The following is a 19,419-nucleotide window of genomic DNA, read 5'->3' on the forward strand; positions in this document are numbered from 1 at the left end:
TTCAACCGGCTCAAACAATTCCGGGAGCTGGCCACCCGCTACGCCAAACGCGCCGCCTACTACCAGGCCGAACTCACCATCGCCGCCATCATCCTCTGGCTGCGATGACTTACAGGACACGCCCTAGTCGATGGAATTCCGGCGTCCCGCTGCTCTCAGGGGGTTATCGCATGGTTTATCGAAAACTGATTCGCTCCTGGTGGACCGACGAGGGTCGACAACATCTGCTGGTGAAGACGATCGCGGCGCACTCCGTGCTCGCGGCGATGCGGGCGGTCGTCTGCTCGGGCGGGGCCGTCGGGGCCGTGGCGATGGTGTCGATCGCCTTCTCCGCCGCCGGGACGGAACGTCCCGAGGTGCGGGTGGCGGCCCTGATCTGCGCGGTGGCGGCGCTCTGGTGGTTCGTGCGCTGGCTGTTCCGGCCGTGGCCGGGCCGGATCGAGTCCACGGTCGTGCTGGCCTGCTCGGATCTGATCATCGGGGCGGTCTGCCTGGTGAGCGCCGATGCCATGAGCAAGGCGACCGGTTACTTCCTGCTGACCATCGCGGGCGTCTACTGCGTCTTCCTGCACAACGCCAAGGTGCTCACCGCGCACGCGGCCTGGTCCATCGCATGTGTCATCGGTACGGCGATGCCATTGCTGGCGGGGGAGCGGGCGATCTTCGCCGTCGCGGTGATGGTGATGGCGGTGGTCATCAATGTCGTGATGCTCCCGGGGATGCAGTTCAATTTCTGGCTGCTGTGGACCGACCTGCTGTCCGACCCCCTGACCAAGCTGTGGACCCGGCGCGGAATGCAATTCCACTCGGCCGCGATGATCGCGCGCGGGGATCGAACCCCGTTGTGTGCCATCGTGATCGACCTGGACCGCTTCAAGGCCGTCAACGATCGCGCCGGGCACGGCGCGGGCGACGAGGTACTGCGGCACACCGCCGACGCACTGCGCGCCGTCGCGCCCGCGCGAACCCTGATCGCCCGCACCGGCGGTGAGGAGTTCGCGGTGCTCGGCAGGCTCTGCGCGGCGGACGGATACGCCGCCGCGGAGCGCCTGCGCCGCGCCATCGCCGACTCGACCAGCCCGAACGCCGTGACCGCCAGCATCGGCGTCGCGCTGACCGATATCGATTCCGCGCGCGGCGATTCCGCGCGCCGCGTCCTCGCCGAGATCGTCAACCGCGCCGACGCCGCGATGTATCGGGCGAAACAGCGCGGTGGCAACGCGGTCGAGCAGGACCACGGCGAGGTCGCTTCCCCGGTGGTGTGAGGCCCGATGGTCAGGCCGCGGCCCGGCGGCGCCGCACCAGCCCCACGACGACGTCGACCGCCAAAAAGCCCAGCAGGCTGAGCCCGACCAGGGGTGCGAACCAGCCCACCAGTGCGGCGAGCGCGACCAGCGGCAGCGCGAGCAGGATCGGCGTGCGCCGCAGCGTGCCGCGCCGCGGCGGCTTGCCGAAGGCGAGTCCGCCGGATCTGGTCGGCCGCCGTCGCCACCACATCAGGTAGCCCCGGATGATCACCGTGATCAGCGCGATCATGGTGATCAGCAGCAGCACCTGGTTCGCCAGGCCGAACAGCATGCCCATATGCAAGGCGATACCCCAGCTGGTGAGCTGCGCCATCAGCGGCCAATCGGCATAGCGCAGCACGTCGACGACATCGCCGGTGGCACCGTCGACCGCTATCGAGTCCTGGGTCCACACGCCGGGCAGGCGGCGCTCCTTCGCCACGAAGGCCACCCCGTCCCCGGTGGGAATCGAGATCTCCAGCGGACCCTCCACGCCGTGCCCGCGCGCCACCGCGAAGACCTTGTCCGCCTGCGCGGCTCGATCCGTCGGCACCGGTGCGCCCGGCTGGTGACCGCCGCCGTGCTCGGCGTGATCCCCGCCCGCGGGCAGCGCGGGCCCGGCCGCGCCGGGCAGCGCCGTGGACACCGCCGGTGTCATCCAGCTCAGCTGTTTGCGCACCGCCTCGATGTTCTCGCCCGCGTAGGTCGACCACGTCATCCCGGTCGCGGACAGGAACAGCGCCGGAAGCAGCACCCATATGCCCACGGCCCCATGCCAATTCAGCGTCCGGCTGCGTCCGGCCCGGGAACGGTCGGGCCGCAGCAGCCAGCCGGCCGAGCGGCGTTCCCGGCGCGAGCGCACCCGCCGCCACCACAGCACCAGTCCGGCCAGCGCGATGATCCACAGCCACGATGCGGCCAGTTCGCTGTAGAGTCGCCCGGGCTCGCCGAGGTGTAGATCCCTGTGCAGCACGTCGATCCAGGTGCGCATCGGCAGCGCCCCCGAACTGCCGTACACCACGCTGGATCCGACGGGCCGCGCGGTCGCCGGATCCACGAAGACCGCCCGGCGCTCGGACTCTCCGAGCGACGGATCGGAGAAGATGATCCTGGTGGTATCGCCCGCGTCCTGGGCCGGGGCCACCGCGGCCAGGGTGAGATTCGGCTGGACCGCGACGGCCGCGGCGATCTGCTCCGACAGCGGCCGGGCGGGTCCGGTCGAATCGACATGCAGCAGATCGCGATTGACGATCGCTTCGATGGTGGGCGAGATCGCGTACAGCGCGCCGGTCAGCGCCGCGATCAGGACGAACGGCGCCACGAAGACGCCCGCGTAGAAATGCAGCCGCATGGCCAGGGCCTGGAAGGCATTGCGGGCTGGGGGTTTCGGTGTGCCGGACGACTCCGGCGACGGCTGCGACGTCGGGTCGGCAACCGGATCATCGGTGATGCTCACGGGGTGGTGCTCCTGTTCGAGGGCACCCCTAGCGGACCCGGATGCCGGCGGTGGCATTCCGGGTGCGGTACGAAAGTCGTTCGTATCTAAGGGTGTTGGGGTGTAGTCAGACTCGAACGAGGAGCGGGGGAGCGCGGGTGCGACGGGTATCGGCGGCGAGGATGCGCAGGATGACGCGGTCGCGGTGGGCGCTACGGGGCAGCGTCGGCCCCGCGATGGCCGGGGCGCGCAGCAGGCCCGGCAGCACCCGGGTCAAAACCGCGGTGCCGATCCGGTAGGCGCCCTCCGCGCCGAGGATCACGATCGCCGCGCCCACCGCGGCCAGCAGATGGGCGCCCAGCATGGCCGGGGTCCACAGCGATTCGACATGGGGCATGTGCATCATGCCGATCGACATCGCGCTGTGGCCGAGCAGTTGCCCGCCGAACAGGGCCGCGACCAGACCGGCCGCGGTGCCGCGCAGCGCGCCGAGGCTGGATACCAGCGTCCCGACCACGGTCGCACCGGCGATCAGCAGCGTCAGAGTGCTGGTCTGCAGCGGCATTCCGCCCGAGGCCCAGCCGTGCGCCGCCACCGACAGCGCGCCCGACACCGATCCGGCCGCTGCCCCGCGCAACCGCGCCACGGCAGTGCGACGCGCCTGCGCCGCCACCGGGCCACGGGCCGGGGCCCGGCCGGATCGGATGTTCACGCGCTGATGATAGCCGACGGTTTACAGCGTAATTCCGGCGTTCCGAACATGATTCCGAATGGAATCAGTCGGTGGACACTTCCATTTCCACCAGCGGCTTGCGCAGCAGTTTCCCGGTCGCGTTGCGCGGCAACTCGTCCAGGAAGATCACCTCGCGCGGCACCTTGTAGCGGGCGAGGTTGGCCTTGACGTAGTCCTTGATCTCCTGGGCGTCGCGGCCGGAGTCCGGCCCGGGAACGACGAAGGCGCGCAGACGCTTTCCGAAGTCCTTGTCGTCCACGCCGACCACCGCGGCCTCCAGCACGTCGTGCCGGTTGGCGATGAGATGTTCGACCTCCTGCGGGAAGACGTTCTCACCGCCGGAGACGATCATGTCGTCGTCGCGGCCGTCGATGAACAGCAGCCCGTTCTCGTCGAAATGCCCCACATCGCCGGAGGACATCATGCCGTCCACGGTCTCCTTGGTGCGGCCGTCGGTGTAGGCCTTGAACGCGTGCGCGTTGGAGATGAAGATCGTGCCGGTCACATTCGGCCGGGTGATGGGCTTGCGGTTCTCGTCGTAGAGCGCAAGGCGGATGCCGACCGGCGGCCTGCCCGCGGTGCTCGGGGCCTGGCGCAGGTCCTCCGGGGTGGCGACGGTGATGATGGCGCATTCGGTGGAGCCGTAGACGTTGTAGAGCACATCGCCGAAGTAGTCGAGGCTGCGAGTGACCACGTCCGGCGGAATGGCCGAGCCCGCGGCGAAGATCATCCGCAGCGACGAGACATCGTATTTCGCCAGCGTCTCGGGCGGCAGGTCGAGCATGCGCTGCAGCATGGTCGGCACCACGACCAGCGAGGTCGCCTTGTGCTGCGCGATATTGGCCAGCGTCTTCTCCGGGTCGAAGCGGCGCTGCTGGAAGATCATCCGATTGCCCAGCGCCAGGCCGAGGGTGAACTGCGACAGGCCGGTGGCGTGGAAGACCGGTGCGGCGACCACCATGGAGCCGTTGCGCGGCAGCGGGATCCGGTCCAGGAACTGGGCCGAGATGAACGGGCTCACCTTCTCCCGCGGCGCGCCCTTCGGGGTGCCGGTGGTGCCGCTGGTGAGGATGACCATTCCGCCCGGCTTCTCCGGCGCGGGCACCGGGGCGGCGGACTGCCCGGCCATCAGCGAATCCAGCGTCGGGGTCGCCGGATCGACACCGTCCTGCTCGTCCACCCAGGTGAGGATGCGTGGAATAGCGGCCGGGATCGCGCTCATCAACTCGCCGAACTCGCTGTCGTGCAGCACCGCCTTGACCTGCTCGCGCTTGGCCACATCGGCGAACTGCGGCTTGGCGAAGCCGGTGTTCATCAACACCGCGCGCACGCCGAGTTTGCCGGTCGCGGCCAACGACAGCACCATGCCGCGATGATCGCGGGCCAGCAGCGCCACCACATCGCCCTGCCGCAGACCCCGTGCCGCCAGGCCGCGCGCCAGCCGGTTGGACAGGGCGTCGACCTCGCCGAAGGTCAGCTCGCCACGCTCGTCCAGCAGCGCCGGTGCGTCCGGGGTGACCTGCGCGGCATGCAGCAGCACCCCGGCAAACGGCCCGAACTTGCCGACATTGAGCGCCGAGCGCACCGCATGATCCGGACGCAGCGGATTGAACAGGCCACGCTTGCGCATGGCGTTCACGCTCAGCGCGAGATCTCCGGCCTTGCGGAGCGCAGTGCTTGCTGACGGAAGGACAGCTGACATAGGTACAACCTTCCGCGATACCGCCCGGTGACTGGCGGACCGCAACATCGAGAGCCAGTGCAGCGCTAACCCTAGCAAGCACCGCGTCGAGCTGTGGTCAGCGTCTCTGTAACCGACAGTAGCGGTATAACCGACCGGTTGCCGTCAGTGTGATGCGCGATACTCCACCAGCTCCCGGCGCAGCAGCTTGCCCGTGGCGTTGCGGGGGAGTTCCTCCAGGAAGAACACGTCGCGGGGCACCTTGTAGCGGGCCAGGTTGGCCTTGACGTAGCCCTTGATCTCCTCGGCGTCGGGTGTGACGCCGGGCTCGGGCACGATGAACGCCCGCAGCCGCTTGCCGAATTCGGTGTCATCGACGCCGACCACCGCGACATCGCAGACATCCGGCCGTTGCAGCAGCAGATTCTCGACCTCCTGCGGGAAGACGTTCTCACCGCCGGAGACGATCATGTCGTCGTCGCGGCCGTCGACGAACAGCAGCCCGTAATCGTCGAAGTGCCCGACGTCGCCGGAGGACATGTAGCCGTCGATGATCTGCTTGTGTCGTCCATCGGTGTAGCCCTCGAAGGGCGCGCCGGAGCGGATGAAGATGCGGCCCGGGACGTTCTTGTCGTGGATGCGTCGGTCCTGCTCGTCGAACAGCGCGACCTCACAGGTGACCGGCGCGCGGCCCGCCGAGCCCGGCGCCCGGGCCAGGTCCCGCGGCGTGGCGACCGTCGCGACCGCGCATTCGGTGGAGCCGTAGAGGTTGTAGAGCACATGTCCGAACGCCTTGGTCGCGCGGAGGGTCAGCTCCGGGGAGAGCGCCGAACCGGCCAGCACGATCGCCTTCAGCGCGGACAGGTCGTATTTCGTGTGGATCTCCGGGCCCAGCTCGACCAGGCGATGCAGCATGGTCGGCACCGCGACCAGCATCTCGGCGCGATGCTCGGCCAGCAGTCGCAGCGTGCGCTCGGCGTCGAAGCGGCGGGTCAGCACGACGGTATTGCCGTAGCCCGCGCCCACCAGCCAGGTGGCCAGGCCGGTGCTGTGGAAGATCGGCGAGACGATCATCATCGTGCCCTGGCGCGGGAACGGGATGCGATCGATGACCTGCGCGGTCGACAGCGGCGATACGGTCGTGCGGGGTGCGCCCTTGGGCAGGCCGGTGGTGCCGCTGGTGAGAATGATGAAGCCGCCCGGCTTCTCGGGCAGCGGCAGCTCGTCGGTGGGATTGGCGGCGATCAGATCGTCGAGGGTGATCGCGCCGCCGGGCCCCTCGGCATCCTCGTCGACCCAGGTCAGCACCCGCGGCAGGTCCGCGGGCAGCGCGTCGAGCAGACCGACGAATTCGCTGTCGTGCAGGACGGCCCGCACCTGCTCGCGCTGGCACACCTCGGCGAACTGCGGTTTGGCGAAGCCGGTGTTCATCAGGGCCAGTCGGACCCCGAGCTTGCCGGCCGCGACCATCGACAGCAGCAGCCCGCGATGGTCGCGCGCCAGAATCCCGATCACCGCGCCGGGCGCGATGCCCATATCGTGCAGCCCACGCGCCAGGGCGGTCGACTGCTCGTCGAGCTCGCGGTAGGTCATGCTGCCGCGCTCATCGATCAGCGCCACCCGCTGCGGCCAGACCCGTGCGGCGTGCCGCACCATGGTCGCCTGCGGGCCGAGCACCTTGACCTCCCGGGCGGTCCGCAGCGTCTCCCCGGGCTTGGCCAGATCGATGAAGGCGCGCTGCCGCAATACATCCAGCCCCCGCACGGCCTCCGCCGCGTGAACGACCTTGCGCCGCACATCGTTCAGGACCGACACCATCTCGACTACCTCCGTGCACCGTACTGCCGCGCGGCCGTACGCACCCGGCCGCATGCTGTGGACGGTAACAGTCGAGTGTGACCCCGGATACACAAAATCGGTCAAATCGGTTCAGCGCCGAAGCAGTTCGCGCAGCACCGCGGCGATTCGCTCCGGCTCCTCCTCGGCCATGAAGTGGCCGCAGGTGACCGTCGTGTGGTCGAGGTCGGCGGCCCAGTCACGCCACCGCGCCGCCGCGTCGAATCCCAGTGCCGCACCCCAGTCCTGCGCGACGACGGTGACCGGCATGGGCAGCCGGTTTCCGGCGGCGCGGTCGACCCGATCGTGTTCGACATCGATCGTGGCCGAGGCGCGGTAGTCGGCGACGATCGAGGGCACCGCCGCCCGGGACGCCCGCAGATAGGCGGCGCGGATCTCGTCGGGTATCGCCCCGGGGTCGCGGGACCAGGTGTCGAGGAAGTACCCGAAGAAGGCGTCCGGCGCGGCGGCGATCATTTCCTCGGGCAGGCCGGGCGGCTGCGCCATGAGATACAGATGGAAGCCCACGGCCGCGCTCGTGCCGTGCATGACGTCCCACATGTCCAGGGTCGGCAGGATGTCCAGGCAGGCCAGGTGCGTGACGAGCTCGGGGTGGTCGAGTCCGGCGCGGAAGGCGACATGGGCGCCGCGGTCGTGCCCGGCCAGGGCGAAGCGCTCGTGGCCCAGCGCGCGGGCCAGCGCGACGATATCGGCGGCCATGGTGCGTTTGGCGTAGACGTCGTCGTCGTTCGCGGCGGGTTTGTCGCTCGCACCGTAACCGCGCAGGTCCGGACAGATCACCGTATGGTCGGCCGCCAGATCGGCGGCGACGTGTCGCCACATCAGATGGGTCTGCGGGAAGCCGTGCAGCAACACGATCGGACGGCCCGTGCCGCCGACGGCCGCCGTGAGCGCGACCTGCTCGGCGACTTCGACACGACGGTAATCGAAGCCGGGGATGGTCGGTGTGTTCATGGCGGCGACTCTGCCGCGCCCGAATCAGCGTTCGATCAGTAGCGTGGCGGCGTGGACGAGATCGCCTTCGGTGTGCTCGGGCCGGTCACGGCCCGGGGTGGCGACGGCGCCGCGCTCGGCCTGCGCGGTCCCCGGCATCGGGCGGTGCTGGCCCGGTTGATCGTTGCTCGCCGACGCGTGGTTCCGGTCGCGCGGCTGGTGGCGGACCTGTGGGAGGAGCCGCCGACCGGTGCGGTCGGTGCGGTGCAGACCTTCGTCGCCGATCTGCGCCGGGTGCTGGAGCCGGATCGCCCGCGCCGCGCCCCGGCCCGGTTGCTGGTCACCGAGGGGCCCGGCTACGCGCTGCGCGCCGCACCGGATGCCGTGGACGCCTGGCGCTTCGAGGCCGAGGTGCGCGCCGCGGCCGACCTGCCGCCCGCGCGGGCGCTGGAGCTGACCGAGCGAGCCCTGGGTCGGTGGCGCGGTCCGTCGTATGCCGAACTGGCACCGGCGGATTGGTTGCGGGCCGAGCGCTCCCGGCTGGCGGAGCTGCGCGCGCAGGCGATCGAGCGGCAGGCCGAGGCCCGGCTGACGCTGGGCGCGGCGGCCGCGGCGATACCGGATCTGGACGAGCACGTGCGCACGCGGCCGGAACGGGAATCGGCCTGGGAACTGCTCGCGTTGGCGCTGTATCGCGCCGGGCGGCAAGCCGATGCGCTCGAGATGCTGCGCCGCGCCCGGGCCGCGCTGGCCGATCGGCTCGGACTCGATCCCGGTCCGCGGCTGCGCCGACTGGAGGCCGATATCCTCGCGCACGATCCACGCCTGGATCCGCCCGTTCCGCAGACGGCGGCGGCGCGGGTGTGGAACGCGACCGCGGCGGCCTACGACCGCGTCGTCTCCGCCGGTGCCCGGGCGCGTTTGGATTCGACCGTCGGCCTGCTGCGCGATCTCGCGGTCACCGGAGGCGGCGGTCTCGAGGCGGCCCGTGAACAGCGCCCGGCCGCCATCGCGGCCGCCGAGGAGTTCGGCGATCCCGAGCTGACCGCACGGGTGATCGGGGCCTACGACGTCCCCGCGATCTGGACCCGCAGCGACGATCCGGTGCAGGCCGGGCGTATCGTCGCCGCCGCCGAGCGCACCCTCGCGGCGTTACCGGCGGACCGCTCGCGCGACGCGGTCCGCTGCCGCCTGCTCGCCACCATCGCCCTGGAGACGCGCGGCAGCCGGTCACCACGCGGACCGCGGGCCGCCCGGCAGGCCGAGGAGATCGCCCGCCGCCTCGACGAGCCCGCACTGCTCGCCTTCGCGCTCAACGGCACCTTCATGCAGTCGTGCACCCGCGCCGGATACGCGGCCCGCCGCGACGAGATTGGCGCGGAGCTGGTCGAATTGGCCGCCCGGCACGATCTGCCGACCTTCGAGATCCTCGGCCACCTGATCCGCGTCCAGGCCCGCGGCGCGCTCGCGGACTACGCCACGGCCGACCGGCACGCCGCCGCCGCGGACCGGCTCGCCGAGCGCGACGAGCGGCCGCTGACCACCGTCTTCACCGAGTGGTATCGCGCGCTGCGTACGGCCGCCACCGGTCGCTCGGGCGCGGCCGAACTCGCCTACCGAAACGCGGCAGCGCGGCTCGTCGGCGCGGGCATGCCCGGTGTGGAGCGTGGTCTGCTGCCTCTGGCGCTGCTGTGCGTGCGGCTGTCGGACCCGTCCGGCTCCGCCCTCGAAGCGGCCGAACACGTTGACCTGCAACAAGATTGGGGACCCTACCGGCCCTGGGGCGAACCCTTCGCCCTGCTGGGCGAGGGCCGGATCGCCGAGGCGGGCGCGGCACTGCGCGCCCTCGCCGAACCCCCGGCCGATCTGATGTACGAGGCGCTCACCTGCCTCGAGGCGGCCGCCGCGCTGGCGGCCGGGGAGCGAACGGTGCTGCGGCGAGCCCACACTCGACTGCTGCCCGCCGCGGGGGAGTGCGCGGCGGGCAGCGGGCTGGTCACGGTGGGACCGGTCCGGCGCTGGCTCACCGCCATCGAGAGCGCCCTCGAATAGTCGGCGACCTCGGATGTCTTGGGTCACAAGGTATATCAATCGGCCATCACCGCACGTCATGACGTGTTTAGCCGCGCCTTAACAACCCCACGCGCGCAAGCCGTTTCAGTACGCTGACCATCGCACACCCCCGCCGCACCGGTGCCGGGGGTCTCTTGCGAGCACCGGGCCGATCGGGTGCCGGTCGCGAATGTCGTTATGTGGGAAAGGATATCGATCTGATGAGGGCGCGGCGTGTGTTGGCGGGATTGGTGTCGGCGGTTACCGCGGTGCTGCTGTCCGGAATGGCGGCGACCCCGGCGCAAGCCGATCCGCTGCCGCAGTTCACCACGATCGGCACCACGCTCTACACCTTCGGCAACGCGAATCTGTGTGCCGGAGCGATCGATCTGGCTCTGGAGGCGACCCCGCATCTGCCCGGCCACGTCCTGGCACATGTGACACCGCGCGGCTACCTCGGCGGGCGGTGCGGCAATCAGGTGAAGCTGGGCTGGGTGGGTTCGGCGGGTCTGCACACCCAGGATGTGTACGTCGAGGCGGGCGCGGCGCCGGGCGACACCGTCACCGTGGACCTGTGGGTCGGATCGGGGCCGGGCAAGGTCATGGCGGTCAGCTGGCCGATCCGGGGGACGTTCGCCGAGTGGTATCTGCTGGTGCCCTGATTCGACCGGCGGCGACGCTAACCGTTTTCGGTGAGCAGATCCGTGATCGGAGTACCCGCCAGGAGCTGGTCGAGCCCGGCGGTCATCGTGGGGCACTCCTGGGCCGGATGTTCGGCGGGGCAGTTGCGCGCGTGCGTGAGGAAGCGCTGGGCGAGCCGCGCCCGGGCGATGATCTCGTCGAGCTCCTCGACCTGCCGGTCGAGGAGCTCGCGCCATTGCGGACCGGGTGCGTCGAGGACGGCCGCGGCCGTCTCCAGTGACAGCCCCAGGCTCTGCGCGAGTTTGACGAAGGCCAGCCGCCGCAACTGCTCCGGCCCGTACATCCGCTTCCCGCCCCGGCGCCCGCTGGGCCGCACCAGTCCGCGTTCGTCGTAGTACCGCAGCGCCGAGGCCGCCAGCCCGAGCCGGGCCGCCGCCTCTCCGATCGAAATCAGATCCATTTCCGCATTTGACCTCAACCCGGCTTGAACCGCCAAGCTGGCGAAGGACCCATCGCAGAAAGGGATTCGCCATGAACGCACCGCACCCCCTCCCGGTCAACCATCACGCCGACCACCGCGGCTTCTCCGGCCCGCTGGGAACGGCCCTGGGCCTGTACATGTTCCTGGCCGGGCGGGGCCGCGCCCGCGCGATCGCCGACCTGGCCGCCGTCACCCCGTCCGACCACGTCGTCGACATCGGCTGCGGCTCCGGCGCCGCGGTCGCCGCCGCCGCCCGCCACGGCGCCCGCGTAACCGGCGTAGAACCCGCACCCGCCATGCTCCGCCTGGCCCGAACCCTGGTGCACGGCAAGCGAATTCGCTGGACACCCGGAACCGCGGAGAACCTCCCACTGGACGACGCCACCGCGACGATCGCCTGGGCGATCGCCACGATCCACCACTGGCCCGACGTCACCTCCGGCCTCACCGAGGCCCACCGCATCCTCACCCCCGGCGGCCGCTTCCTCGCCGTCGAACGCGCCACCCTCCCCCACGCCACGGGCCTGTCCAGCCACGGCTGGACCGAACCCCAGGCCCACTCCTTCGCCGACCAGTGCCGCGCCGCCGCCTTCACCGACGTGCACATCGACCACCACGACCTGGGCCGCTACGCCATCTGGGTCGTCCAGGCCCGCCGCCCGCTGAACTGAGAAACCGGTGCGAGTCCCATCTGGACCCGCACCGGTTTCCCGTTGTGCCCCTTGTTACTTCAGCTTGTCACTCGACAGCCCCAGCACCCGCCGGGCGACGATGAGCTGCTGGATCTGCTGGGTGCCCTCGAAGATGTCGAGGATCTTCGAATCGCGGCCCCACTTCTCCAGCAGCGTGCGCTGGGAGTAGCCGATGGTTCCGGCCAGTTCGACGGCCTTGAGGGTGACGTCGGTGCCCATGCGACCGGCCTTGGCCTTGGACATGGAGGCTTCCAGGGAGTTGGGCTTCTTGTTGTCGGCCATCCAGGCGGCGCGCAGCGACAGCAGGTAGGCGGCCTCCCAATCGGCTTCCAGGCGAAGGAATTCCGCGGCGGCGGCGTGTTGGTCGTTGGCGGGCTTGTCGTAGTCGATCTCGACACCGGCGCCGGAGAGGATCTTGCGCAGTTCCTCGAGGGCGGCGCGGCCGACACCGACGGCCATGGCGGCCACCAGCGGGCGGGTGTTGTCGAAGGTCTGCATGACCCCGGCAAAACCCTTCTCCACGTTGACCTCCGGGCTGCCGAGGATGTTGTCCTTCGGAATCCGGCAGTCCTCGAGGCGCAGTTCGGCGGTGTCGGAGGCCTTGATGCCCAGCTTGTGCTCGAGGCGAGCGACGGTGAGGCCCTTGGCATCCCGCGGCACCACGAACGACTTGATGGCGGCGCGGCCCTTGGTCTTGTCGACCGTCGCCCACACCACGATGTGGGTGGCACGCGAGCCCGCGGTCACGAAGATCTTGGTGCCATTGAGCACCCACTCGTCACCGTCGAGCACCGCGGTGGTGGATACGGCCGCGGAGTCGGAACCGAACGACGGTTCGGTGATGGCCATGGCGGCCCACACCTTGCCGAAGCGGGCCAGCTGCTCGTCGGTGGCGACCGCGGCGATCGCGGCATTGCCCAGGCCCTGATAGGGAATCGACAGCATCAGGCCGACGTCGCCCCAGGAGGTCTCCAGGGCGTTCAGCAGCGCGGACATATTGCCGCCGTTGGAGTTTCCGAGCAGCTCGGTGGCGTGCGCGTCGGGCTCGGCGCCGTTCTCCTTGGCCTTACGGCCGCCGGTCGCACCGGATACGTCCTGTGCGCCGGAGTCGGCCAGGCCCTCGACCATGGCGGCCATGGTGTCCAGCTCGACCGGGTACTCGTGTTCGCCGAGGTCGTATTTGCGCGAGATCGGGCGGAAGATCTCCGACGCGACCTGGTGGGCCTGATTGGCGCTGGCCCGCAGCTTCTTGGGGAGTTCGAGATTGATCATGAAAGTCTCCGTGAGTGAAGTCGGGTCAGACCAGAACGATGCCCTCGGCCACGCCGATGGCCCGCAGATCGCGGTACCAGCGCTCGACCGGGTGCTCCTTGGTGAAACCGTGGCCGCCGAGTAATTGCACGCCGTCCAGGCCGATCTGCATGCCCTTGTCGGTGGCGAACTTCTTGGCCAGCGCGGCCTCGCGGGCGAAGGACAGACCCTGTTCCGCCCGGGAGGCGCCGCGTAGCGTGATCAGCCGCAGGCCGTCCAGCTCGATCGCGATATTGGCGACCATGAAGGCCACCGCCTGGCGATGCGCGATCGGCTCACCGAACGCCTCGCGCTCCTTCACATACGGAATCACGTAGTCCAGCACGGCCTGCCCGGTGCCGACGGCCAGCGAGGCCCAGCCCAGCCGGGCCAGCCGCACCGCGTCGGCGTAGTCCTCGGCATGCTGCGCGGCATCGCCGTCGCCGAGCAGGGCGTCGGTGGAGACCGCGACATTGTCCAGGATCAACCGGCCCAGACCCGCGGCGCGCAGGCCCATACTCGGATCGGCCTCGATGATCACGCCGGGGGTGTCGGATTCGACGATGAAAAGCGCCGGGCGGCCGTCGAGTTCGGCGCCGACGATGAACAGCTCGGCGTCGCCCGCGGCCGGAACCAGGCTCTTGACACCGTTGAGGCGGTAGCCGCTCGGCGAGCGGGTGGCCTTGGTCTGCAACGCGAACGGATCGAACAGCGCCCGCGGCTCGGCGAGCACGACCGAGGACTGCGGGACGTTCTCACCGGTGAAGGCGCCGAGATAGGTCTTCTGCTGGGCGTCGGTACCCCACTGCGACAGGGCGACCGCCACACCCGAGGGCGCCAGAATCGGCAGCGCCAGACCCATATCGCCGTGCGCGAGGGCCTCGGCGACCAGGGCGTTGGTGACCGCGCCCCGCTCGGTGGCCGCACCCTCGAGCTCCTCGGGCACGTTGATCAGCGTGATGCCCAGCTCGGCGGCGCGCTCGAGCAGATCGCGCGGGGCCTTGGCCGCGTTGTCGGCGTCGTAGGCGGCCGGGCGCAGGATCTCCTCGGCGAACTCGCGCACCGTCTCGACGATCATCTTCTGATCGTCGGTGGGGGTGAGGTCGAAGTAGTCCTTGGTCCGAGACTCGTTGGCGGGCAGCCGCTTCGGCTTGCCGCCCCCGGTGACCTTGCTGAACGCCCGGGTGGCCGCACCGAGGGTGCGGAAACCGGTCTTGGTGCCCTCGTAGGTGATCCGTTCGATGGGCTTGCGCAGCTTGTACTTCTCGGCGAGCTCCGACCCGGTGATGGTCGTCATGACCCGCATGGCCGCGCCCATCCAGTCGCGCTTCTGCGGATTCAGGCCCACGGCGGAATCCGGACGTCGCTTCGTTGCGGTGTCTCGAGTGCTCATAATCACCAGTCTTCTCGGGTGTTGGGTGATCGGGTCCCAGCATCTTACTGTCGAGTAAGTCTATCTTACTCCAGAGTAAGAACGCCGTCGAGCGCCAGCGTACAACGGGTGATCGCGAAACCGGCAAATCGCAGGTTGACCTGGGCTGTGCGCGGTACAGCCGACTATTCGCGGGCATAAAGGGCACCGGTCGGAGCCCGGGGCCGATAGCGTCGGGGGTGGGCGCGGCCGCCCGCCGCGGAGCCTCGAGGAGCTATTGGATGTACTGGGTCGCCGCGGTGTTCGCCTCCGTGCTGGCCGTCTTCGCCGACCGCTACGGCTATCACCGTGACGAGCTGTACTTTCTCGCCGCGGGCAGACGTCTCGACTGGGGCTATGCCGACCAGCCGCCGCTGGTGCCGCTGCTCGCCCGGGCGATGGCGGCGATCGATCCGAATTCGCTGGTGCTGCTGCGGATTCCGGCGATCGCGGCGGCGGTCGCCGTGGTGGCCTGCGCGGGCTGGATGGCGGGTGAGCTGCACGCCGCGCGCGCCCTGGTCGGAGCTGTGGCCCGGGCTGCGGCGTCTCGGCTGATCTCGCCCGCTGCTCAGGGGCGCAGGCGCGCCAGGACCACGTCGTGGAGCAGCCCGTTCGTGGCGACCGCGCTGCCGCCATGCGGGCCCGCCGTGCCGTCGAGCGCCGTGAACCGGCCACCGGCCTCCCGCACCAGCACATCGAGCGGGGCCAGATCCCACAGCGACACCTCGGGTTCGCTGGCGATATCCACCGCGCCCTCGGCGAGCAGGCAGTAACTGAAGAAGTCGCCGTACCCGCGGGTGCGCCACACCTCGTCGGTGAGGGCGACCAGCCGATCGCGCAGCCCGAGATCCCGCCACCCGGACAGGCTCGAGATGGCCAGACTGGCCGAGCCCAGCTCGCCCACGGCCGAGACCGAAATCTCCCGCGGCGCCCCGGATTCGAAGCGAGTCCACGCCCCCGCCCCCGTCGCGGCCCACCACCGCCGAGTCAGCGCCGGAGCGCTCACCACCCCCACCACCGGTACCCCGTCCACGAGCAATGCGATCAGCGACGCCCACACCGGCACCCCGCGCACGAAGTTCTTCGTCCCGTCGATCGGATCGATCACCCACTGCCGCCCCGCGAACTCCGCCGCCCCCCCGAATTCCTCGCCCAGCACGGCATCCCCACCCCGCTCCCGCTCCAAAACCCCCCGCAGCGCCTTCTCCACCGCCAGATCAGCATCCGACACCGGCGTGAGATCCGGCTTACTGTCCACCCGCAAATCGAGCGCCCCAAACCGAGCACGAGTAATCGCATCGGCCTCATCGGCCAACCGCAAAGCCAGTTCGAGATCACGGGAATGCTCGGTCACCCGCCCACCTTAAAACCCTTCGCTGCGCTCAGGGAACGGGGTGGGGCTCCCGCCCAGCCACGCCCCGGCAGTCGTCTTCAAGTCCACGAGTGCCTTCCCCACGTCCCCGTGCCTGCCGTGTCCCCGTGTCTGCCGTATGTCCGCGTGTCTGCCGTATGTCCGCGTGTCTGCCGTATGTCCCCGTGCCTGCCGTAGTCCCCGCGCCTTCCGCATGCCCCCGTGCGTTCTTCCCATGTCGCCGCGCTTCTCCATGTCCTGAGTGCCCCTCTCCATGTCCCTGAGCCGTCTTCCCCCTGTCCCTGAGCGAAGCGAAGGGTTACGGCAACTGCGGTGGGTGCGGAATCGGTGGGGGAGGCGCGGATCGATACGCGACCGTCAGCAGGCTGTCCACCTGCCCCGGCGGCAGGCTGTGCAGCAGCACCGAGGTGAGCCGCAGTAACCCGTCCAGGACCGGGCCGGGGTGGGGGCTGGTGGTCAGCACCTGACGGGCGAGGGGCTTGTCGCCCGCGCGCAGGGCCTCGACCACCGAGATCGCCTCGAGCCATGCTCCTTGCCGCTGCTCGGCCGTATATCCCATGACACTCCTGTTCCCTCGGGACCTGCTTTTTTCGGTTAACCGAAGACGGTCGTCAGGGTAGCCGCAAAATCTGAGCAGGTCCTGAGGGGCGGAACCTCACATCACCCCGGCCCGCGCCTGGGCCACCGCCGCGGCCCACCACCGCAGCTGATCGAGCATCGCGACCGCCGCGGCCTCGGGCCCGGCGGGCTCGTGCGGCTTCCCCTCCTCGTCGAACAGTTCGAAGTAGCGCGGGAACGACACGTAGTCGCGCACGGTATGCGCGTTGAGTTCGTTCAACACCTCGCGCAGATGCCCGATCGCGTACAGCCCGCCGCTGCCGCCGCCGTAACCGACGAAGCCCACAACCTTGCGGTCCCACTCCGCGTAATGCCAGTCGATGGCCGTCTTCACCGATGCCGGATAGCTGCGATTGATATCGGGCGTCACGATCACGACGGCGTCGGCCAGCCCCAGCCGCCGGGTCAGCTCCACCATGCCCGCCGGACGCGCCGGATCCGGCGCGGCCATCAGCGGGACCGCGGGCAGCTCCGTGGGCAGCGTCGCCTCGGCCAGATCGATCACATCGACCTCGAATCCGCCGTGCAGGCGCGCCTGATCCGCGAACCACCTCGCCACCACCGGCCCGAACCGGCCCTCCCGGACACTGGCGATGACGACCGCGAGTCGCAATGTGCTGCTGGACATTTCCGCTCTCCTTGATCGAATTCGGCGATCGGTGCGATCGCTCGAACTCGACTCTGGTGCGCCGCCGGCCCCGCAGGGAGCCCGCGCCGAGAGTGGTAGTGCCAGGGCCACCCTCGCCCCGGGTCCGCCGGGTACGTTCGACAGGTGTCGGACAACGAGATGGGGCTGTACCTGCGCACACTGCGCGAGTCGGTCACCCCGGCCCAGGTCGGCCTGCCCACCGGCCCCCGCCGCCGCACCCCGGGCCTGCGCCGCGCGGAGCTGGCGACCCTGGCGGGAGTCAGCGTCGAATATCTGACCCGCCTCGAACAGGGCCGCGACCGCCACCCCTCCGCCGCCGTGCTGTCCGCCCTGGCCGACGCGCTGTCGATGACCCCGTCCCAGCGCGTGCACCTGCACTACCTGGCCAAGGGCGCGGACCCCGGCTTCAGCTGCATCGGTTCCCCACGCCCCAACCGGGAGGTGCGCCCGGTCGTGCAAGCGGTCCTGGACCAGCTCGAACCCGCCCCCGCGGCCGTGTTCAACCGGTTGGGTGAGGCGCTGGCCTGCACCGACGGCTATCGCCGGGTGATGGGCCCGACCGGTCAGCTCGACGACGGTCTGCCCGCCAACTTCCCGCGCTACCTGTTCACCGATCCGCGCGCCCGCACCGCCTACCCGGACTGGGAGCACCAGGCGGACAAGACGATCGCCACCCTCAAACAGGGCCCCTACCGCTCCGATCCCGTGGTCACCGCGCTGATCGACGAGCTGAGCCTGCTCGCCGGCGCCGAATTCACCGACCGCCTGGCGCGAATTCCGGGCCTGCCCGACACCAACGGCATTGTGCGGATGAACCATCCAGAGGTCGGCCCGCTGCGCCTGGCCTACGAGCGACTCGAGCTGTCCGCCGACGACGATCAGTACATCCTGGCGCACCTGCCCGCCGACGAGGCGACCGCCGCCGCCCTCGATCGCCTGATCGGTCGCCACCCCGGCGGCCTGCGCGCCGTCTCCGGCTGACCGCCCGGCCCGGGCTTGTCGTATTTCACCGCAGCCCCGGCCGCCCGGTAGATTGGAGCATCGTGCATCCTGACGTTTCCGCTGATCTCGCCGAACTCGACACCACGCTCAAGACCGTCGAGTCGGTGCTGGACATCGACGAGCTGCGCCGCCGAATCGATGAACTCGAACAGCAGGCCGCGGACCCGGACCTGTGGAACAACCAGGAGCACGCGCAGCAGGTCACCAGCGAACTGTCGCACGCCCAGGGCGAATTGCGCCGCGTCACCGAGCTGCGCCAGCGCCTCGAGGATCTGCCGGTCCTCTACGAACTGGCCGAGGGCGAGGAGGGCGACGCTCGCGCCGCGGCGCTGGCCGAGGCCGACGCCGAGCGTGCCGCCCTGCATGCCGATGTCGAGGCGATGGAGGTGCGCACGCTGCTGTCGGGCGAGTACGACAAGCGCGAGGCGCTGGTCAACATCCGCTCCGGCGCGGGTGGCGTGGACGCCGCCGACTGGGCGCAGATGTTGATGCGCATGTACGTCCGCTGGGCCGAGCGGCACAAGTATCCGGTCGAGATCTACGACACCTCCTACGCGGAGGAGGCCGGGATCAAGAGCGCGACCTTCGCCGTCAAGGTTCCCTACGCCTACGGCACCCTCTCGGTCGAGATGGGTACCCACCGCCTGGTCCGCATCAGCCCCTTCGACAACCAGGGCCGCCGCCAGACCTCCTTCGCCGAGGTCGAGGTGCTGCCGGTGGTCGAGCAGACCGACCACATCGACATCCCCGAATCCGAGGTCCGCGTCGACGTGTACCGCTCCTCGGGCCCGGGCGGGCAGAGTGTCAACACCACCGACTCCGCGGTGCGGCTCACCCACATCCCGACCGGCATCGTGGTGACCTGCCAGAACGAGAAGTCGCAGCTGCAGAACAAGGTGTCGGCCATGCGCGTGCTGCAGGCCAAGCTGCTCGAGCGCAAGCGGCAGGAGGAGCGCGCCGAACTGGACGCGCTCAAGACCACCGAGGGCGCGTCCTGGGGCAACCAGATGCGCTCCTACGTGCTGCACCCGTACCAGATGGTGAAGGATCTGCGCACCAACTACGAGGTCAACAACCCCACCGCGGTGCTCGACGGCGAAATCGACAGCTTCATCGAAGAGGGAATCCGGTGGCGCATGCGACAGGGCGCCGAACAGTAATTCCGGTAAACCACCAGATATATCGGGTACGACCACCCCATGCAATGGTTTTCAGCGGTTTCGCACGGTCGCCACGCCGCCGATCACGGGACTATCACAACGTGTGGTCCAGGGGGTCGGCGTAG

General features: G+C 69.8%; 17 protein-coding genes. 6 read left to right on the forward strand and 11 right to left on the reverse strand.

Going from position 1 to position 19,419, the window contains the following annotated elements:
* Positions 1-170 precede the first annotated feature (170 nt).
* On the forward strand, positions 171-1,265 hold the full coding sequence (locus NDR87_RS20255) for a GGDEF domain-containing protein (RefSeq protein ID WP_251914590.1): 1,095 nt from the start codon (positions 171-173) through the stop codon (positions 1,263-1,265).
* A 10-nt stretch (positions 1,266-1,275) separates the two neighbouring features.
* Here NDR87_RS20255 and NDR87_RS20260 read toward each other — a convergent pair whose 3' ends face one another.
* The 5 genes from NDR87_RS20260 to NDR87_RS20280 all read right to left on the reverse strand — a co-directional run bounded on the left by NDR87_RS20260 (position 1,276) and on the right by NDR87_RS20280 (position 7,946).
* Positions 1,276-2,742: a PepSY domain-containing protein gene (locus NDR87_RS20260; RefSeq protein WP_308212119.1), complete on the reverse strand. Its 1,467-nt coding sequence runs from the start codon at positions 2,740-2,742 to the stop codon at positions 1,276-1,278.
* A 106-nt stretch (positions 2,743-2,848) separates the two neighbouring features.
* The gene (locus tag NDR87_RS20265) at positions 2,849-3,433 is read right to left on the reverse strand and encodes a hypothetical protein (RefSeq protein WP_251914591.1); all 585 of its coding nucleotides are present in this window, start codon (positions 3,431-3,433) and stop codon (positions 2,849-2,851) included.
* A gap of 64 nt (positions 3,434-3,497) precedes the next feature.
* Entirely contained in the window at positions 3,498-5,156 is a 1,659-nt protein-coding gene (locus tag NDR87_RS20270; RefSeq protein WP_251914592.1) for an acyl-CoA synthetase, read from the reverse strand.
* A 144-nt stretch (positions 5,157-5,300) separates the two neighbouring features.
* Positions 5,301-6,953, reverse strand: a complete 1,653-nt coding sequence (locus NDR87_RS20275) for an acyl-CoA synthetase (RefSeq protein WP_251914593.1) — start codon at positions 6,951-6,953, stop codon at positions 5,301-5,303.
* A 111-nt stretch (positions 6,954-7,064) separates the two neighbouring features.
* Positions 7,065-7,946 (reverse strand): alpha/beta fold hydrolase, encoded by an 882-nt coding sequence (locus NDR87_RS20280; protein WP_251914594.1) that lies wholly within the window; start codon positions 7,944-7,946, stop codon positions 7,065-7,067.
* 51 nt (positions 7,947-7,997) lie between these two features.
* Between NDR87_RS20280 and NDR87_RS20285 the strand changes: the two genes are divergently transcribed.
* Both NDR87_RS20285 and NDR87_RS20290 read left to right on the forward strand, forming a co-directional pair.
* On the forward strand, positions 7,998-9,977 hold the full coding sequence (locus tag NDR87_RS20285) for a BTAD domain-containing putative transcriptional regulator (protein WP_251914595.1): 1,980 nt from the start codon (positions 7,998-8,000) through the stop codon (positions 9,975-9,977).
* Positions 9,978-10,198: 221 nt separating this feature from the next.
* Positions 10,199-10,639: a hypothetical protein gene (locus tag NDR87_RS20290; protein ID WP_251914596.1), complete on the forward strand. Its 441-nt coding sequence runs from the start codon at positions 10,199-10,201 to the stop codon at positions 10,637-10,639.
* Between the two features lie 17 nt (positions 10,640-10,656).
* Here NDR87_RS20290 and NDR87_RS20295 read toward each other — a convergent pair whose 3' ends face one another.
* Positions 10,657-11,079, reverse strand: a complete 423-nt coding sequence (locus NDR87_RS20295) for a MerR family transcriptional regulator (protein WP_251914597.1) — start codon at positions 11,077-11,079, stop codon at positions 10,657-10,659.
* A gap of 71 nt (positions 11,080-11,150) precedes the next feature.
* On the opposite strand from NDR87_RS20295, the gene NDR87_RS20300 reads away from it, so the two are divergent.
* The gene (locus tag NDR87_RS20300) at positions 11,151-11,771 is read left to right on the forward strand and encodes a class I SAM-dependent methyltransferase (RefSeq protein WP_251914598.1); all 621 of its coding nucleotides are present in this window, start codon (positions 11,151-11,153) and stop codon (positions 11,769-11,771) included.
* 54 nt (positions 11,772-11,825) lie between these two features.
* On the opposite strand, the gene NDR87_RS20305 is transcribed toward NDR87_RS20300, so the two are convergent.
* The 5 genes from NDR87_RS20305 to NDR87_RS20325 form a co-directional block, all read right to left on the reverse strand.
* Positions 11,826-13,064, reverse strand: a complete 1,239-nt coding sequence (locus NDR87_RS20305) for an acyl-CoA dehydrogenase family protein (RefSeq protein WP_251914599.1) — start codon at positions 13,062-13,064, stop codon at positions 11,826-11,828.
* 25 nt (positions 13,065-13,089) lie between these two features.
* Positions 13,090-14,481: an acyl-CoA dehydrogenase family protein gene (locus NDR87_RS20310; protein WP_372494238.1), complete on the reverse strand. Its 1,392-nt coding sequence runs from the start codon at positions 14,479-14,481 to the stop codon at positions 13,090-13,092.
* A 580-nt stretch (positions 14,482-15,061) separates the two neighbouring features.
* Positions 15,062-15,847, reverse strand: coding sequence for an inositol monophosphatase family protein (locus NDR87_RS20315; RefSeq protein WP_251914601.1), 786 nt, complete (start codon positions 15,845-15,847; stop codon positions 15,062-15,064).
* A 316-nt stretch (positions 15,848-16,163) separates the two neighbouring features.
* Positions 16,164-16,424, reverse strand: a complete 261-nt coding sequence (locus NDR87_RS20320) for a hypothetical protein (RefSeq protein ID WP_251914602.1) — start codon at positions 16,422-16,424, stop codon at positions 16,164-16,166.
* Positions 16,425-16,520: 96 nt separating this feature from the next.
* Positions 16,521-17,111 (reverse strand): NADPH-dependent FMN reductase, encoded by a 591-nt coding sequence (locus NDR87_RS20325; RefSeq protein ID WP_251914603.1) that lies wholly within the window; start codon positions 17,109-17,111, stop codon positions 16,521-16,523.
* Between the two features lie 144 nt (positions 17,112-17,255).
* On the opposite strand from NDR87_RS20325, the gene NDR87_RS20330 reads away from it, so the two are divergent.
* Both NDR87_RS20330 and prfB read left to right on the forward strand, forming a co-directional pair.
* Complete coding sequence (locus tag NDR87_RS20330; RefSeq protein ID WP_251914604.1) at positions 17,256-18,113, forward strand: helix-turn-helix transcriptional regulator; 858 nt, start codon at positions 17,256-17,258, stop codon at positions 18,111-18,113.
* Between the two features lie 62 nt (positions 18,114-18,175).
* On the forward strand, positions 18,176-19,294 hold the full coding sequence (prfB, locus tag NDR87_RS20335) for a peptide chain release factor 2 (RefSeq protein ID WP_251914605.1): 1,119 nt from the start codon (positions 18,176-18,178) through the stop codon (positions 19,292-19,294).
* Positions 19,295-19,419 lie beyond the last annotated feature (125 nt).

The sequence above is a fragment of the Nocardia sp. CDC159 genome, from assembly GCF_023740735.1.
Classification (GTDB): Bacteria; Actinomycetota; Actinomycetes; order Mycobacteriales; family Mycobacteriaceae; genus Nocardia; species Nocardia pulmonis.

Bases quoted from the DNA above. Each gene is read 5' to 3' on its own strand.
- NDR87_RS20255 (WP_251914590.1), top strand. From the start codon at position 171: ATGGTTTATCGAAAACTGATTCGCTCCTGGTGGACCGACGAGGGTCGA.
- NDR87_RS20270 (WP_251914592.1), bottom strand. From the start codon at position 5,156: ATGTCAGCTGTCCTTCCGTCAGCAAGCACTGCGCTCCGCAAGGCCGGA.
- NDR87_RS20275 (WP_251914593.1), bottom strand. From the start codon at position 6,953: ATGGTGTCGGTCCTGAACGATGTGCGGCGCAAGGTCGTTCACGCGGCG.
- NDR87_RS20280 (WP_251914594.1), bottom strand. From the start codon at position 7,946: ATGAACACACCGACCATCCCCGGCTTCGATTACCGTCGTGTCGAAGTC.
- NDR87_RS20290 (WP_251914596.1), top strand. From the start codon at position 10,199: ATGAGGGCGCGGCGTGTGTTGGCGGGATTGGTGTCGGCGGTTACCGCG.
- NDR87_RS20295 (WP_251914597.1), bottom strand. From the start codon at position 11,079: ATGGATCTGATTTCGATCGGAGAGGCGGCGGCCCGGCTCGGGCTGGCG.
- NDR87_RS20300 (WP_251914598.1), top strand. From the start codon at position 11,151: ATGAACGCACCGCACCCCCTCCCGGTCAACCATCACGCCGACCACCGC.
- NDR87_RS20305 (WP_251914599.1), bottom strand. From the start codon at position 13,064: ATGATCAATCTCGAACTCCCCAAGAAGCTGCGGGCCAGCGCCAATCAG.
- NDR87_RS20320 (WP_251914602.1), bottom strand. From the start codon at position 16,424: ATGGGATATACGGCCGAGCAGCGGCAAGGAGCATGGCTCGAGGCGATC.
- NDR87_RS20325 (WP_251914603.1), bottom strand. From the start codon at position 17,111: ATGTCCAGCAGCACATTGCGACTCGCGGTCGTCATCGCCAGTGTCCGG.